Source organism: Pelagimonas sp. KU-00592-HH, from assembly GCF_040369695.1.
Lineage (GTDB): Bacteria > Pseudomonadota > Alphaproteobacteria > Rhodobacterales > Rhodobacteraceae > Shimia.
The window spans coordinates 58,341-72,394 of sequence record NZ_BAABWM010000003.1 but is presented as its reverse complement, the minus strand read 5'-3'; the positions used below and the strand labels follow the sequence as shown (position 1 = coordinate 72,394).

14 protein-coding genes and 1 tRNA gene are annotated in these 14,054 nt (G+C 60.5%); 7 read left to right on the top strand and 8 right to left on the bottom strand.

Annotated features, from left to right (window positions below; genetic code table 11):
* Window positions 1-29 precede the first annotated feature (29 nt).
* The 4 genes from ABWV42_RS12745 to ABWV42_RS12730 all read right to left on the bottom strand — a co-directional run bounded on the left by ABWV42_RS12745 (window position 30) and on the right by ABWV42_RS12730 (window position 2,482).
* On the bottom strand, window positions 30-950 hold the full coding sequence (locus ABWV42_RS12745; protein WP_353340469.1) for a hypothetical protein: 921 nt from the start codon (window positions 948-950) through the stop codon (window positions 30-32).
* A 306-nt stretch (window positions 951-1,256) separates the two neighbouring features.
* A tRNA-Leu gene (locus tag ABWV42_RS12740) sits at window positions 1,257-1,342 on the bottom strand.
* A gap of 76 nt (window positions 1,343-1,418) precedes the next feature.
* Window positions 1,419-1,946, bottom strand: coding sequence for a tetratricopeptide repeat protein (locus tag ABWV42_RS12735; RefSeq protein WP_353340468.1), 528 nt, complete (start codon window positions 1,944-1,946; stop codon window positions 1,419-1,421).
* Between the two features lie 59 nt (window positions 1,947-2,005).
* Window positions 2,006-2,482, bottom strand: a complete 477-nt coding sequence (locus tag ABWV42_RS12730) for an Lrp/AsnC family transcriptional regulator (protein ID WP_255105745.1) — start codon at window positions 2,480-2,482, stop codon at window positions 2,006-2,008.
* Window positions 2,483-2,581: 99 nt separating this feature from the next.
* Here ABWV42_RS12730 and putA point away from each other — a divergent pair, with 99 nt between their 5' ends.
* Genes putA through ABWV42_RS12715 form a run of 3 tightly spaced genes read left to right on the top strand, consistent with a single transcriptional unit; the run spans window position 2,582 to window position 7,137 of the window.
* The gene (gene putA, locus ABWV42_RS12725; protein WP_353340936.1) at window positions 2,582-6,001 is read left to right on the top strand and encodes a bifunctional proline dehydrogenase/L-glutamate gamma-semialdehyde dehydrogenase PutA; all 3,420 of its coding nucleotides are present in this window, start codon (window positions 2,582-2,584) and stop codon (window positions 5,999-6,001) included.
* A 30-nt stretch (window positions 6,002-6,031) separates the two neighbouring features.
* Window positions 6,032-6,775 carry a rhomboid family intramembrane serine protease gene (locus ABWV42_RS12720; RefSeq protein WP_353340467.1) on the top strand — a complete coding sequence of 248 codons (744 nt, stop codon included), beginning with the start codon at window positions 6,032-6,034 and terminating at the stop codon, window positions 6,773-6,775.
* Entirely contained in the window at window positions 6,772-7,137 is a 366-nt protein-coding gene (locus tag ABWV42_RS12715; RefSeq protein WP_353340465.1) for a GFA family protein, read from the top strand. Before ABWV42_RS12720 ends, ABWV42_RS12715 begins: the two co-directional genes overlap by 4 nt.
* Window positions 7,138-7,393: 256 nt before the next feature.
* Here the strand turns inward: ABWV42_RS12715 and ABWV42_RS12710 are convergent, their stop codons facing one another.
* The 3 genes from ABWV42_RS12710 to ABWV42_RS12700 all read right to left on the bottom strand — a co-directional run bounded on the left by ABWV42_RS12710 (window position 7,394) and on the right by ABWV42_RS12700 (window position 10,529).
* Window positions 7,394-8,428 (bottom strand): TIR domain-containing protein, encoded by a 1,035-nt coding sequence (locus ABWV42_RS12710; protein ID WP_353340463.1) that lies wholly within the window; start codon window positions 8,426-8,428, stop codon window positions 7,394-7,396.
* 298 nt (window positions 8,429-8,726) lie between these two features.
* Window positions 8,727-9,518, bottom strand: a complete 792-nt coding sequence (locus ABWV42_RS12705; RefSeq protein ID WP_255105739.1) for an inositol monophosphatase family protein — start codon at window positions 9,516-9,518, stop codon at window positions 8,727-8,729.
* Between the two features lie 105 nt (window positions 9,519-9,623).
* Window positions 9,624-10,529: a LysR family transcriptional regulator gene (locus ABWV42_RS12700; protein WP_255106826.1), complete on the bottom strand. Its 906-nt coding sequence runs from the start codon at window positions 10,527-10,529 to the stop codon at window positions 9,624-9,626.
* A 97-nt stretch (window positions 10,530-10,626) separates the two neighbouring features.
* Here ABWV42_RS12700 and metF point away from each other — a divergent pair, with 97 nt between their 5' ends.
* The 4 genes from metF (at window position 10,627) to dtd (ending at window position 13,426) form a co-directional block, all read left to right on the top strand.
* Window positions 10,627-11,493, top strand: coding sequence for a methylenetetrahydrofolate reductase [NAD(P)H] (metF, locus tag ABWV42_RS12695; protein ID WP_353340462.1), 867 nt, complete (start codon window positions 10,627-10,629; stop codon window positions 11,491-11,493).
* 73 nt (window positions 11,494-11,566) lie between these two features.
* Window positions 11,567-12,064, top strand: a complete 498-nt coding sequence (locus tag ABWV42_RS12690; RefSeq protein ID WP_255105736.1) for a PaaI family thioesterase — start codon at window positions 11,567-11,569, stop codon at window positions 12,062-12,064.
* Between the two features lie 13 nt (window positions 12,065-12,077).
* A complete protein-coding gene (locus ABWV42_RS12685) occupies window positions 12,078-12,986 on the top strand; it encodes a carbohydrate kinase family protein (RefSeq protein ID WP_353340461.1) in 909 nt (302 codons plus the stop codon).
* Window positions 12,983-13,426 carry a D-aminoacyl-tRNA deacylase gene (dtd, locus tag ABWV42_RS12680; protein ID WP_353340460.1) on the top strand — a complete coding sequence of 148 codons (444 nt, stop codon included), beginning with the start codon at window positions 12,983-12,985 and terminating at the stop codon, window positions 13,424-13,426. Before ABWV42_RS12685 ends, dtd begins: the two co-directional genes overlap by 4 nt.
* Before the next feature lie 3 nt (window positions 13,427-13,429).
* Here the strand turns inward: dtd and ABWV42_RS12675 are convergent, their stop codons facing one another.
* Window positions 13,430-13,951, bottom strand: a complete 522-nt coding sequence (locus ABWV42_RS12675) for a PhnA domain-containing protein (RefSeq protein ID WP_353340459.1) — start codon at window positions 13,949-13,951, stop codon at window positions 13,430-13,432.
* Between the last annotated feature and the right edge of the window lie 103 nt (window positions 13,952-14,054).

Sequence of the window (14,054 nt, the reverse complement as noted above, 5' to 3'; positions counted from 1 at the left end):
ATCCCCCCCAAAATGCTAGGCGGCAGGTCTCAGTCGTCTGAGCGACACAGAGTTGCGCTGCGGATCTGTCTTGGGCCACCGGCAGATGCCGCATCTTCGCGCTCATGCCAGAGCACGCGGCACCCGTCGGGGCTGATTTCCAAAGTTTCTGGTAATACGTCCGTCTTGCGGATCTGGCGCCAACCGTCCGGCCCCAGGTGATAAAGACCGTCAATCGCGTCATTGCGGCGGCTTGTGGCAGCAAGCAGCCATCCGACACGGCTTTCGGCAATCTTGTAGTTCCCGACCTTCTTCCAGCCCGGCCAGGGCAGGTCACGCATTTCAAAGTCGCCATCGGCGGAGATCACGAAGGTCGGAATGCCCTCGTACCCGAACTGGTCCTTCAATTCGGCCTGACGGCGTGCGCCGACATCGGCATAGAAGAGGAAGCTGCCGTCGGGCCGGGCCACGGCCTCGACAGGATCACGCCAAAGATCACCGGCGATTATCCAGCGGCCAAGGATGTCCTGCGCATCGTACAGCACGATTTCCGAGGTATCCTCGCCCGCAGCCAGAAGCCCCGCAAACCGCGTGCCGTCGGTGGCAAGAACGTTCTGGCGGCCAAAGCGGTCCTCGTTGTCGCGATTGGCCTTAGCCAGTTGCGATTTGCAAAGGGTGATCACCTGCGGGCTTTCCAGCGGCGTGGTGGTGCGATCCACGCGCCATTCCACGGCTTCCGGCGCGCTGCGCGTGCCAGTGCGCAAAAGGAACCTGCGGTCAGGAGTGATGCAATGGCCCTGATCGGCCAGGGGCAAGGCCAGTTCCGACGATCCGTCTTGCGCCAGTGTCAGCAGGCCGTAGGACACCCCGTTGGCGCCGCCCTTCTGGGCGATCACGCCGATTTCGGTATTGGACACCCAGAAGCTATCGCTTGACGGCAACCATCCATCGCCAAGCTGAAATTCCGACACATCCAATTCACTTGCGGACCCTGTGCCCGCCAATCCGGCTGCAACCATAATTCCTATCGCGACAGCGCGATGCCGTGGGCTCAACGCCATGCTTCGCCTTGTTAAAATGATTCAGGTACTCGGAGGAGTGTACCCAGAAAATCGCCAAAATACACTTCGATTTTGTGACAGCTCGCGTTTTCAGGCCTTGGATTGGCTGACACCAGCGCTTTCCAAGGGGCGAGTCGAGCTTGATGCGAAAGTGCCGCATGGCGAAAAGGTCGCCCAATCGGGCGCCGTTCGTCGGCAATCACGAAGGATAGAAATTGGTACCCGCGGCCGGACTCGAACCGGCACGGCCTCTCAGCCTAGGGATTTTAAGTCCCCTGTGTCTACCATTCCACCACGCGGGCACTCGTAAAATCCTGACCTAAAGGTCAACTGGCGGCAACATAGCGTCTGTGGCCTAGGTGTAAAGTATCGATATGGCTATAATTCTTCTTCATTCGAAGGGTTTACAGGCGGTGCTTTAAGAAGCGATCGCTCCGGCAACCAGGGGTTCAGTTCGAGGGCTTCGGCAAGCGCATCCTGCGCCTCGGCCTCGCGGCCCAATGCTATAAGGCTGAGCGCCTTCCCGGAAAGCGCACCGATGTGGCGGGGCGACAGGCTGAGCGCGCGTTCCAGGTCCGGCAAGGCCGCCGCATAGTTCTGCGACAAAAAGTTCACGAAGGCGCGCTGGTTGTAGCCCTCGGCGTACTCGGGACAATAGGTGACCAGCGCATTGAAATCCTCAAGCGCCCCCAGGAGATCCCACCCCGAGCGTTTGCGCATCCCGCGGTCGAGAATCTCCTGCGCGGTTTCGTCGGGGGCATCTGCCCAGTAGGACCACATGTCATCCGAGAGCGAAGAGGCCGCGGCCTGGTTCGGGGCGGTCTGGATCTGCGCGATCAGCGTATCCAGCACTTCGCTATGATCCGGAGCGGCGGGGCATGTCGCGGCAAAAGCCGGGGACGCCATGAAAACAAGGGCAATGACTGTTCGCATGGGTCAAGAGGATGACGCATTGCCAAGCGAAATCAAGTCACGTCCGCGAGAGGCCCCTCCTTGACCGCTTCCATCGCGACATAGGTCGAGGTGCTGGCCACATGCGGCAGGGTCGAGATTTTCTCTCCCAGAACAGTTCGGTAGGCCGCCATATCGCGGGTTCGTATCTTCAGAAGATAGTCGAAATTCGACGCCATCATATGGGCCTGTTCGATCTCGCCCACCTTGAGCACCGCGGCATTGAAGGCGGCCAGCGCGGCTTCGCGGGTGTCGGTCAGCTTGACCTCGACGAAAGCAACGTGATCCAACCCAAGGCGGATCGGGTCCATCATTGCAGAGTAGCCCGTGATGACCCCTTCGGCCTCAAGCCGTCTGAGACGGGCCTGCGTCGGGCTTTTGGACAGGCCGATCTGCTTGGCAAGGTCGGTAATCGAAATGCGCCCGTCCGAAGACAGAACATCCAGAATCTTATGATCGAAGCGATCAAGCCCCACCTGACCGTTTTGCATTGCCTTACTCCGATTATTCAGTCGTTTCGAAAATCATTTCCGATCAATTCGGGAAAATCAACCTGATTGAACGTGATACTCTGGTCGAAACAACTGGAGATGCCGATGTCTGCCCGCACCCTTATCGACACCACAACCTATCGTGACGAAGCCGCGCTTGTGGCCGAGCTGATCGAACAGGCCGGCCTGAGCGCCGAGGACCGCGCCCGCATCTGCGATCAGGCAGCTGATCTCGTGCGTGCGATCCGCGACACCACCAACCCCGGTCTGATGGAAGTGTTCCTCGCCGAATATGGGCTGTCGACCGACGAAGGTATCGCACTGATGTGCCTTGCCGAAGCCCTGCTGCGGGTGCCCGATGCGGAAACCATCGACGCGCTGATCGAGGACAAGATCGCCCCCAGCGACTGGGGCAAGCACCTCGGCGCATCGACCTCGTCGCTGGTGAACGCCTCAACCTGGGCCCTGATGCTGACCGGCAAGGTGCTTGAAGATCGCGAACCGGGCCTGATCGGCACCCTGCGCGGGGCGGTCAAGCGCCTGGGCGAGCCGGTGATCCGCACGGCGGTTGGCCGCGCGATGAAGGAAATGGGGCGTCAGTTCGTTCTGGGGGAAACCATCACCGGCGCAATGGAACGCGCGGCGGGGATGGAGGAAAAGGGCTATACCTATTCCTATGACATGCTGGGCGAAGCCGCGAAAACCGACGCCGACGCCATGCGCTATCACCTTGCCTATTCCCGTGCGATCACCGCGATTGCGGCGGCCTGCACCAAGGAAGATATCCGCGAAAACCCCGGCATCTCGGTCAAACTGTCGGCGCTGCATCCGCGCTATGAAGTCTCTCAAAGCGACCGCGTGATGGAAGAACTGGTTCCACGCCTCCGGTCGCTGGCGCTCTTGGCGAAATCTGCCGGTATGGGCCTCAACATCGACGCCGAGGAAGCCGACCGCCTGTCGATCTCGATGGACGTGATCGAAAGCGTGCTGTCCGAGCCGGCGCTTGAGGGGTGGGATGGTTTCGGCATCGTGGTGCAGGCCTATGGCAAACGGGCCGGTGCGACGCTGGATTATCTCTACGACCTTGCCACGCGACTGGATCGCAAGATTATGGTGCGCCTTGTGAAAGGGGCCTATTGGGACACCGAGATCAAGAATGCTCAGGTACTGGGTGTCGACGGCTTCCCTGTCTTCACTTCGAAAGCGGCCACCGACGTGAGCTATATCGCCAATGCCCGCAAGCTGCTGGGCATGACCGATCGCATCTATCCACAGTTCGCCACCCACAACGCGCATACGGTGGCCGCCATTCTCGACATGGCCGAGGACATGAGCGCCTTTGAATTCCAGCGCCTGCACGGCATGGGAGAGGCCCTGCATGGCATTGTTCTGGAAGCACAAAACACCCGCTGCCGCATCTATGCGCCGGTTGGGGCCCACCGGGATCTGCTGGCGTATCTGGTGCGCCGCCTGCTGGAAAACGGCGCGAACTCGTCTTTCGTGAACCAGATCGTCGATGAAGAGGTCCCGGCCGAGGAAGTGGCGCGCGATCCCTTTGTGGCGCTGGAAGATGCCGCCGCCCCCCTGCCCACCGGTCCCGAACTCTTTGCACCGGAGCGCCCGAACTCGGTGGGTCACGACCTGCGCGATCTGCCGACGCTTGACCGTCTCGAGGCCGCACGTGCGCCCTATCGCAAGGCAACCTGGCAGGCAGGCCCGCTGATCGCAGGCGAGGCCCAGCCGGAAGCTCCGCAACCGGTCACCAACCCCTACCTGCAATCCGACAGCCCCGGCACCGTGGCCCACGCCAGTGCGGCGGATGTCGAAACCGCGCTCGCGGCCGCCAAACCCTGGGATGCGACACCGGCAGAGCGGGCCGCGATCCTGGCGCGGGCTGCGGACCTCTACGAAGAGAACTATGGCCTGTTCTTTGCCATCCTGCCGCGCGAGGCGGGCAAAACCCCGCTGGATGCGGTGGCAGAACTGCGCGAGGCGGTGGATTTCCTGCGCTACTACGCCGCCAACGCGCCGCAAGAGGCACCGGCGGGTGTGTTCACCTGCATCAGCCCCTGGAACTTCCCGCTCGCGATCTTCACCGGCCAGATTTCGGCGGCCCTTGCCGCGGGCAACGCGGTGCTTGCGAAACCCGCCGACCAGACGCCGATCATTGCCCATGAGGCCGTGAAACTCTTGCACGAGGCGGGTGTTCCGCGCGACGTTCTGCAATTGCTGCCCGGCTCGGGCGCTGTTGTCGGCGCAGCGCTGACCTCTGATCCGCGCGTGAACGGCGTGGCCTTCACCGGCTCGACCGCCACCGCCCAGCGCATTCGCCGGACCATGGCAGACAATCTTGCACCCGGCGCCCCCTTCATTGCCGAGACCGGCGGCCTGAACGCCATGATCGTGGATTCCACCGCCCTGCCCGAACAGGCCGTGACCGCCATCATCGAAAGCGCCTTCCAGTCGGCGGGCCAGCGGTGTTCCGCCCTGCGCTGCCTCTATGTGCAGGAAGACATTGCCGAGGGTCTGCTCGAGATGCTGATCGGGGCCACCAAGGAGTTGCACCTTGGCGACCCGTGGGAGCTGCGCACAGACAGCGGGCCGGTGATCGACGAGGCCGCACGTCAGGGCATTGCCGACCACATCGCACAGGCACAGGCCGAAGGGCGCGTGGTGTTCCAGCTGAGCACGCCGCAAACCGGCACCTTCATCGCGCCGACCATCATCAAGGTGGGTGGCATCGACGATCTGGAACGTGAAATCTTTGGCCCGGTTCTGCATGTCGCCACCTTCAAGGCGGATGAACTGGACGCGGTGATCGACACAATCAACGCCACCGGATACGGCCTGACCTTCGGCCTGCAAACCCGGATTGACGACCGCGTTCAGCATGTCTCGGATCGCATTCACGCGGGCAACATCTATGTGAACCGCAACCAGATCGGCGCCATCGTCGGATCGCAACCCTTTGGCGGCGAAGGCCTTTCCGGCACCGGCCCCAAAGCGGGCGGCCCGAACTACCTTGGCCGTTTTGCCAAGGTCGCACAGCAAGACGCGGGCCAGTGGCAGGCACCGATGCCCGCCGATGTGGCCCAGGCGGCGCTTGCTGCGGCCCCCGCACAGCCCGCCACCACCACGGTCAGCCTGCCGGGACCAACCGGCGAGTCCAACCGCCTGACCACCTTTGCGCGCCCGCCGGTCCTCTGCCTTGGACCAGGCCACAACGCAGCCGCGGCGCAGGCGGCGGCGATCGAGGCACTGGGCGGCGTGGCGGTTCAGGCCACAGGCACCCTGCCCGCCGAGGCGCTGGAAACGCTTGACGGTTTCTCGGGGGCCATGTGGTGGGGCGACGGCGATCAGGCCCGCGCCTACGAACAGGCACTGGCACAGCGCAGCGGCCCGATCCTGCCGCTGATCACCGGTCTGCCGGATCGGGCACGGGCGGTGGGCGAACGTCACGTCTGTGTCGACACCACCGCAGCAGGCGGAAACGCCGCGCTTCTTGGCGGGGCGGCTTGACGCCCCTGCCAGAACCGCCACATTGGGAGCATGCTTCCGATACGTGACCACAACCCGTCAGGGCGGACGCCCTATGTCGTCTACGCCCTGATGGCCGCCAATATCGGGATTTTCCTGATGTATTGGCCCATCCTTGATGACCCCTACAGGATTGCCAGCTTCTTCAACGACTGGGCACTGATCCCGTCCGAGGTCAGCAGCGGCCGCGACCAGATGGGCCTGTTCACCTCGATGTTCCTGCATGGCGGCTTTATGCACCTTGCCGGCAACATGCTGTTCCTGTGGATCTATGGCGACAACATGGAAGACGAGATTGGCCATGTCGGCTTTGCCCTCTTCTATGTGCTGGCCGGGCTTGCCGCGGGCATGGCGCAGGTTCTGTCCGAACCATATTCGCATATCCCCACGGTCGGGGCCTCGGGGGCCATCGCCGGTGTCATGGGCGGCTACCTGTTGCTGTTCCCCAAGGCGCGGGTCGACATCCTGTTGATCCTCGTGATCTTTTTCAAGGTTTTCACGATCCCGGCGTGGATCGTTCTGGGGCTGTGGTTTGCCTTTCAGGTGTTCAACGGCCTGCTTCTGGATGCCGCCAGCAGCGGCGTTGCGCACTGGGCCCACGCGGGCGGGTTTGTCGCCGGTGTCGTGCTGACCCTGCCGCTTTGGCTGCGCCGCGGCGGAACCGGGTTCTGGGCGCGCACCGCAGGCCATCCGCCCCACCCCGAAACCCGCTATGGTCGCAGTTCCATTCCCGTTGTCAGAAGGATCAGAAAATGAGCCACAAACTTACCTGCCATTGCGGCGCCGTCGAATTGCGTGTCGATCTTCTGGACGGGCTGAACACGGCGCGGCGCTGTGACTGTTCCTTCTGCCGCCGCCGGGGCGCGGCCGCGGTGACGGTGCCGCTGGAGGGGCTGGAAATCGTCAAAGGCGCGGACAACCTCTCGATCTATCAATGGAACACCAAGGTGGCGAAACACTATTTCTGCAAGACCTGCGGCATCTACACCCACCACCAGCGCCGCTCGAACCCGAATGAATACGGCGTGAACCTCGGTGCCCTCGAAGGTGTAAACCCGCGCGACCTTGGCGAGATCGGCTGGGTCGACGGGGTCAACCATCCCTCTGACACAAAGTGAGAGGACGCCGCAAAGGGCCGGCGCTTTACGGTAAATCCTGTTGCATCTGAGCGACCGGATCTTATCTTTGGCGACGCGCCTTTTCCTAGAGCGGTTCTCGTATATATCTTTGGAAGGTGCATGTATAGAAACGGCAGCTACGCGCTCAAAGCGCCAACCTACTGCGCCGCTTGCTCCCGCAGTTTCCGAGAAGTCAACTCGAAAACTGAAATACTTCTTGTTACGCCTAATCTTTTCAAGGTTTTGGAAGTGCCTGTTATAAATTGAGATGGTGCTCGAAAAAAGTACGGTCCTCTAAATCCATTGGCACGTCTTGATCCTCTTTCGCCGAAATGAACTTTTCGTTTTCAGGGTCATCTAAGAATGCGGATAGATTTCTTAAAGCGGCTTCAACCTTTTTCAACTTTTTGGTGCCCCACAAAACCGGATAACCATCATCGTCTGATATGAGCTTGTATTGTATGGCAGCTGTAAATTCAGCCTCGTCATTTTGCCAATCAATCTTTCCGGACAAACCGAAGTAGTCCAACAAAATATGGAGATAGACACCTGTCCACACTCTTGCGGGTTTAGCGTCAGATAGGTTTTCAACAAGTTGTTCAAACTCTTCATTTTTTGAAGTGTCTGAAAATCCCTTCAGCACATCCTTGACCTGCTCTGAGTCTTTGCAGGCTTTCAAAGCGTCGATTTGAGAACTCGCTCGATCAAGTTGGCCTTCCAAGTCCGAAATTATCTCCTTTAGGTTCGAAACAACACCGTTGGCCTTGTCTAGCTCTTGCCTAGTTGCAATTGTTCCTTTGGGTAGTTTTGGCAGGATCTTCGAGAGCTTCGCACGCCACTCGCTACGCTTGTCGTCCCAGGCGTGAGGACCTCTTCGTTCGAGCTCGATATCTGTGGCGACAATCATTTGTTTTAAGTCATTTAAACCCGCATGATTCGAAATATTCCATGCCTGTTTTAACCCGATTGTGTTTGTAACCGTCGCAAAAGAGACATCACCTACGACAACAGGACATGCGTTCAATGACCTCGCCCAAGCAGCACCAAGCTCCATCAAGCAAAAATGGCGTTCTAGATATGTTTCGGTGATGAGCAGAATGACAAGTTTGGGTTCTTGGATTTTACTCTTCATATATTCGTTGAAATCCGCACCTAGTGGAATGCCATGGCCTTCAACGCTAGAGCAGAAGATACTCTTTTCTGGAACACCAATCGCTTCTTTGAGAAATGACACAAGAGCTCTTGCCAGTTTCTTGTCGGCTACGGCGTGACTGATGAAAATTTCTGACATGAACCACCTATTCAAACCTTCGCGAGCTAATTTTTTCAGTATGGATATGTTGGCAAAAAAACATTGAAATCAAGGCTGTATTTTAGATCAGAACGCACAGAACAATGAAACGTTAGTTCTCGAAAACTCGTTTTTTCTTCACAGAACGCAATTTAGTCATTCGTGGAATACACAGTAGTCATCGCGATGGGCTCAAAGCGGCCATCGCGCCTTGAGCCTTCCAGGTCTTCAGATACTTCGGTTGTTGCACAGGGTTGGCCACGAAAGCGCCTTGTTCACAAAGGCTTACGCCCCAGTCTTATCCCTGACGGATCACCTTGGCGAACTGATCGAAGATCGGTTCGTTGGCGCAGATCACTTCGCCGTCCTCAAGGATATTGCCCTCGGGGTTCAGCGGCTGCACGAAGCCACCTGCTTCTTTCACGATGATGATACCCGCGGCCATGTCCCAGGCGTTCAGGCGGCGTTCCCAGAAACCTTCGTAACGACCGGCCGCCACATAGGCCATGTCCAGCGCCGCAGAGCCGAAGCGGCGTACACCGGCGGTTGCGGGCAGCAGGCGCGCGAGGTCTTGCAGGGTTTGAGGCAGATCGCCACGTCCACCAAACGGCAGGCCGGTGGCAAAGATCGATTCAATCATCCGCGAACGGCCCGACACGCGCAGGCGCACCTTGTCGTTCAGCCATGCGCCCTCGCCCTTCTCGGCCCAGAACATTTCGTCCTTGGCCGCGTCATAGATCACGCCAGCCACCACGTTGCCCTTATGCTCGAGCGCGATCGAGATCGCCCAGTGCGGCAGGCCGTGCAGGAAGTTGGTGGTGCCATCCAGCGGATCGACAATCCAGCGGCGGGTCGGGTCTTGGCCGGCTTCCTCGCCACCTTCTTCGGCGACCCAGCCATAGGTCGGGCGGGCGCCCATCAGTTCTTCCTTGAGGATTTCCTCGGCGCGCAGGTCGGCGCGGCTCACAAAGTCGCCAGCCCCTTTCATCGACACCTGAAGGTTCTCGACTTCGGTGAAGTCCTTGACCAGTGAACGCCCTGCTTTACGGGCGGCCTTCATCATGATGTTCAGATTTGCGCTGCCCGGCATGGCACGGCTCCTATAAGATGTTCAGGGCGCGCGTATACGCGTCTAAAGTCCGCTTGCCAAGCCTTTAGACCCTTGTTTCCCGCGCGAATCCGCCATGCGCAGGGCTCAAGCCTCCTGAAGGCGGCGGGCTTCCTCGCCTGCGAGGCGGATCAGGTCGCGCATATAGGGTTTTTCGAGGTCGTCATCGCGGGTTGCGGCAAAGAGTTGACGGGTGAGTCCCTCCTTGGTCAGGGGCCGGGTGACATAGTCGGACGAGTATTTCACCTCGCGCACCACCCAGTCGGGCAGCACCGAAACGCCGCGGTTCGAGGCCACCAGAAGCAGGATCACCGCCGTCAATTCCGCCTGACGCACTGAGGCGGGTTCGACCTTGGCCGGGGTCAAAAGCTGCGAGAAGATGTCGAGACGTGCCCTTTCGACCGGGTAGGTGATCAGCGTCTGGCCCCGGAAATCCTCTGCATCGATGTAGTCTTTCTGCGCAAGCGGGTGCTGGGCGGCCGCCACGAACACCGGGGAATAGTCAAACAGGTGCGAAAACGAGATACCGGGCAGGTTCTCGGGGTCGGAGGACACCACCAGATCGACCTCTTCTTTCTGAAGCGCCGGCATGGCCTCGAAGGCCAGCCCGGGGCGGATGTCGACATCCACATCGGGCCAGATCTTGCGGAACTTCTCGAGCACCGGGAACAGCCATTCGAAACAGGCGTGGCACTCGATGGCGATGTGCAGGCGGCCGGAACTGCCGTCGCGCAGCCCGTTGAACTCGGCCTCAAGCGCGTCGATCTCGGGCAGGATCTTGTTGGCGAGCCGCAGCAGGCGCAACCCGGCCGCCGACAGTTTCATCGGTTTCGAGCGGCGCACGAATAGTTCGACCCCGGCCTGCGCCTCGAGCCCCTTGACCTGGTGGCTCAGCGCCGACTGCGTGATGTTGAGCTGTTCTGCCGCCTTGGCGAGACCGCCTGCCTCGTGGATCGCCCGCACCGTTTTCAGGTGACGAAGCTCAAGATGCATCTTCATGTGGAACTCATATTGTTCTTGAGGATTATGAATTTGCTGTAAGGTGTCACGTCTGCAATATGAGTGCAACAGCAAGATTGGACCAGAGATCATGACCGCACCTGCAATATCCTTCGAATTCTTCCCGCCTCAGAACCTTGAGGCCTCGTTTCGTCTTTGGGATACCGTTCAGACTCTGGCACCGATGGACCCGCGCTTTGTGTCGGTCACCTATGGCGCCGGTGGTACCACCCGCGATCTGACCCGCGATGCGGTGGCAACCCTGCACAAATCCAGCGGCCTGAATGTTGCGGCGCACCTGACCTGCGTGAACGCCACCCGCGAGGAAACCCTGCGCATCGCCAACGACTTTGCCGCCGCCGGTGTTTCCGAACTGGTTGCCCTGCGAGGCGATCCGCCGAAAGGCAGCGCCAACTTCGAACCCCACCCCGAGGGCTTCGCGAACTCGGTCGAACTGATCGAAGCCCTTGCCGAGACGGGCAAATTCAACATTCGCGTGGGGGCCTATCCCGACAAACACCCCGAAGCTGCCAGCGCGCAGGCTGACATCGACTGGCTCAAGCGCAAGATCGACGCCGGTGCCTCGGAAGCCATCACCCAGTTCTTCTTTGAGCCGGAGACATTCCTGCGCTTCCGTGACGCCTGTGCCAAGGCTGGCATCGACGCGCCGATCATCCCCGGCATCCTGCCGATCGAGAACTGGAAAGGCGCGCGCAACTTTGCCAAGCGCTGTGGCACGGAGATCCCGGCATGGCTCGACAATGCCTTTGCCAAGGCCGAACGTGACAACCGTCAGGACCTTCTGGCGACCGCGCTTTGCACCGAACTGTGCTCGGACCTGCTTGATGAAGGTGTGGATGCGCTGCACTTCTATACGCTGAACCGCCCCGAACTGACCCGCGACGTGTGCTTTGCCCTGGGGATCACCCCGCAGATCACGCTTGAGAACGTTGCGTAAATCCCCGTCGGACCGCTTGTAGCGGCCCGCAAATTGCGGCCTTCTGAGAGAGGAGACTCAGGAGGCCGCAACCATGTCCAACCATTTCTTTGCCACATCCCCCGACCAGCTTGCCACGATGGACGACATCCTGGACTGTACCGGGCTCGAGTTCATGCAAGGCATTCTGGATGGCAAGTTCGCCGCCCCACCGATTGGCCAGACCCTCGGTTTTCGCCTGCACCACGTCGAAGACGGGAAGGCCATTTTCGAAGGCGTGCCGGAATTCAAGGTGATGAACCCCATCGGCACGGTTCATGGCGGCTGGTATGGCACGATCCTGGACAGCTGCATGGCCTGTGCGGTGCAGACCAAGCTGAAAGCGGGTCAGATTTACACAACGCTGGAATACAAGATCAACATCATCCGCCCGATCCCCCTTGGCACGCGGGTACATGCGGTGGGGACGGTGCATCACTCCGGCCGCTCGACCGGGATTTCCGACGGTGAAATCATTGGCGCAGACGATGGTCGCCTCTATGCGACGGGGTCGACCACCTGTATCATCATGGACGGACCGAAACGCGCCTGACGAAAGCCCTGCCATGATCCTGACCTGCGGCGAAGCCGTGATCGACATGCTGTCAGCCGAACTGGCGGATGGTGCATCCGGCTTCCGCCCCGTGACTGGGGGCGCGGCGGTCAACTGTGCAATCGCCCTTTCGCGACTTGGCCAGAACGTTGGCTTTTTCGGCGGGATGTCGAACGACACCTTCGGGCAGTTCCTGATGCAGGAGATGCAACGCGAAGGCGTTGACCTGTCCCGCATTTCCCCCGTCGCGCAGCCATCGACGCTGGCCTTTGTGCACCCTGCCGGAGAAAGTCAGGGGTTTTCGTTTTTTGACACCGACAGCGCCGGACGGTCCCTCGCGGTGACCATGCTGCCCGACCTGACGGGCGTTCAGGCGCTGGTTTTCGGGGGGATCAGCCTGATCCATCGCCCTACCGCCGGGGCCTTCGAGGCGCTGATGCAGATGGCGGGCCACGATCGCCTGATTCTGATCGACCCGAACATCCGCCCTGCCCTGATTGGGGAGGAGGAAGCCGGCTATCGGGAACGGCTACAGCGCATGATGGCGATGGCGGACATCATCAAGCTGTCGGACGAAGACATTGACTGGCTGCACCCCGACCCGCCGGAACACCTGCTGACCGGCCGTGCCGCACTGGTGATCCACAGTCATGGCGCACAGGGCGCCACGCTTTATTCGCGCCATGGAGCACAGCATATCCCCACCTCGCCGGTCGAGGTTGTCGACAGCGTCGGTGCCGGAGACACCTTGGTGGCGGGTCTTCTGGCCTCATTGTTCGAACAGGGCATCACCACGCCGGCGCAGCTCGCTCGGACAGACATGGGCACCTTGAACCGTGCGCTGGCCTATGGCATTCGCGCGGCCACCTATTCCGTCACCCGCGCCGGGGCCACCCCGCCAACCAAGAAAGACCTTGCATGAGAGCCCTTATCCAACGTGTCAGCGAAGCCTCGGTCACCGTAGAGGGCGAGGTTGTCGGAGAAATCGGCCAAGGCCTCCTGGTTCTGATCTGTGCGATGCAGGGCGATGGGGAGCCACAGGCCGACAAGCTCGCGGCCAAGATCGCCAAGCTGCGAATCTTCCAGGATGACGCGGGCAAAATGAACAAATCGGTCCGCGATACTGGTGGCAGCGTGCTTGTGGTCTCGCAGTTTACCCTTGCCGCCGACACCCGCAGCGGCAACCGCCCCGGGTTCTCGACCGCCGCCGCCCCGGCAGAGGGCGAACGGCTTTACGAATACTTCGCAGATCGCATTGCGTCCGAAGGGCTGCCCACCGCGAAAGGCCGGTTCGGGGCAGACATGAAGGTGCGCCTGCTGAACGACGGCCCGGTCACGATCTGGATGGATACCGACAGCTAACCGTCAGGATTTCTTGACAAACTTGGTGAGGATCACGATCCGCTGGCCTTCGACGCGGCCTTCAATGTGTTCGGCATTGTCCGCCACGAGCGAGATGTTGCGCACCGCCGTCCCGCGCTTGGCGGTAAAGCCCGCGCCCTTGACCGGCAGGTCCTTGATCAGCACGACCGTATCGCCCCCCGCCAGCACCGCGCCATTGCTATCGCGGTGGGTGAGAGCGTCCGGATCGGGCAGGCCAGCTTCGGCCCAGGCCATGACATCGGGTTCAAGATAGGCAATGTCCAGAAGATCACGCGCCCAGGGAGCCGACGTCAGCGCGTTCAACAGACGCCATGCCACCACCTGCACCGCCGGTTCCGTGCTCCAGATGGCCTCGTGCAGGCATTGCCAGTGCGGCGCGTCTTCGGGTGTGCCTTCGACACCGGCCAAACATGTCGCGCAAAGCGCAATTTCTTCCGTTTTGGGCGCGACAACATGGGGCGCGATCCCGTCAACTGCCCCGCAAAGGGCGCATTGGTCTGACATGGGGTGATCCTTGCGTGTTTGCCCCGCTTATGGCCCTACCCTCTGCCCCCGTCCAGAGCTTTCCTCTGGTGCGGGAACAGGATATGAAGCGACGTTAGCGTTA

Excerpts from the sequence above, each read along its gene's own strand:
- ABWV42_RS12735 (WP_353340468.1), bottom strand. The coding sequence starts at position 1,946 with ATGGCGTCCCCGGCTTTTGCCGCGACATGCCCCGCCGCTCCGGATCAT.
- ABWV42_RS12730 (WP_255105745.1), bottom strand. The coding sequence starts at position 2,482 with ATGCAAAACGGTCAGGTGGGGCTTGATCGCTTCGATCATAAGATTCTG.
- putA (WP_353340936.1), top strand. The coding sequence starts at position 2,582 with ATGCCGATGTCTGCCCGCACCCTTATCGACACCACAACCTATCGTGAC.
- ABWV42_RS12720 (WP_353340467.1), top strand. The coding sequence starts at position 6,032 with ATGCTTCCGATACGTGACCACAACCCGTCAGGGCGGACGCCCTATGTC.
- ABWV42_RS12715 (WP_353340465.1), top strand. The coding sequence starts at position 6,772 with ATGAGCCACAAACTTACCTGCCATTGCGGCGCCGTCGAATTGCGTGTC.
- ABWV42_RS12710 (WP_353340463.1), bottom strand. The coding sequence starts at position 8,428 with ATGTCAGAAATTTTCATCAGTCACGCCGTAGCCGACAAGAAACTGGCA.
- ABWV42_RS12705 (WP_255105739.1), bottom strand. The coding sequence starts at position 9,518 with ATGCCGGGCAGCGCAAATCTGAACATCATGATGAAGGCCGCCCGTAAA.
- ABWV42_RS12700 (WP_255106826.1), bottom strand. The coding sequence starts at position 10,529 with ATGCATCTTGAGCTTCGTCACCTGAAAACGGTGCGGGCGATCCACGAG.
- metF (WP_353340462.1), top strand. The coding sequence starts at position 10,627 with ATGACCGCACCTGCAATATCCTTCGAATTCTTCCCGCCTCAGAACCTT.
- ABWV42_RS12690 (WP_255105736.1), top strand. The coding sequence starts at position 11,567 with ATGTCCAACCATTTCTTTGCCACATCCCCCGACCAGCTTGCCACGATG.
- ABWV42_RS12685 (WP_353340461.1), top strand. The coding sequence starts at position 12,078 with ATGATCCTGACCTGCGGCGAAGCCGTGATCGACATGCTGTCAGCCGAA.
- dtd (WP_353340460.1), top strand. The coding sequence starts at position 12,983 with ATGAGAGCCCTTATCCAACGTGTCAGCGAAGCCTCGGTCACCGTAGAG.
- ABWV42_RS12675 (WP_353340459.1), bottom strand. The coding sequence starts at position 13,951 with ATGTCAGACCAATGCGCCCTTTGCGGGGCAGTTGACGGGATCGCGCCC.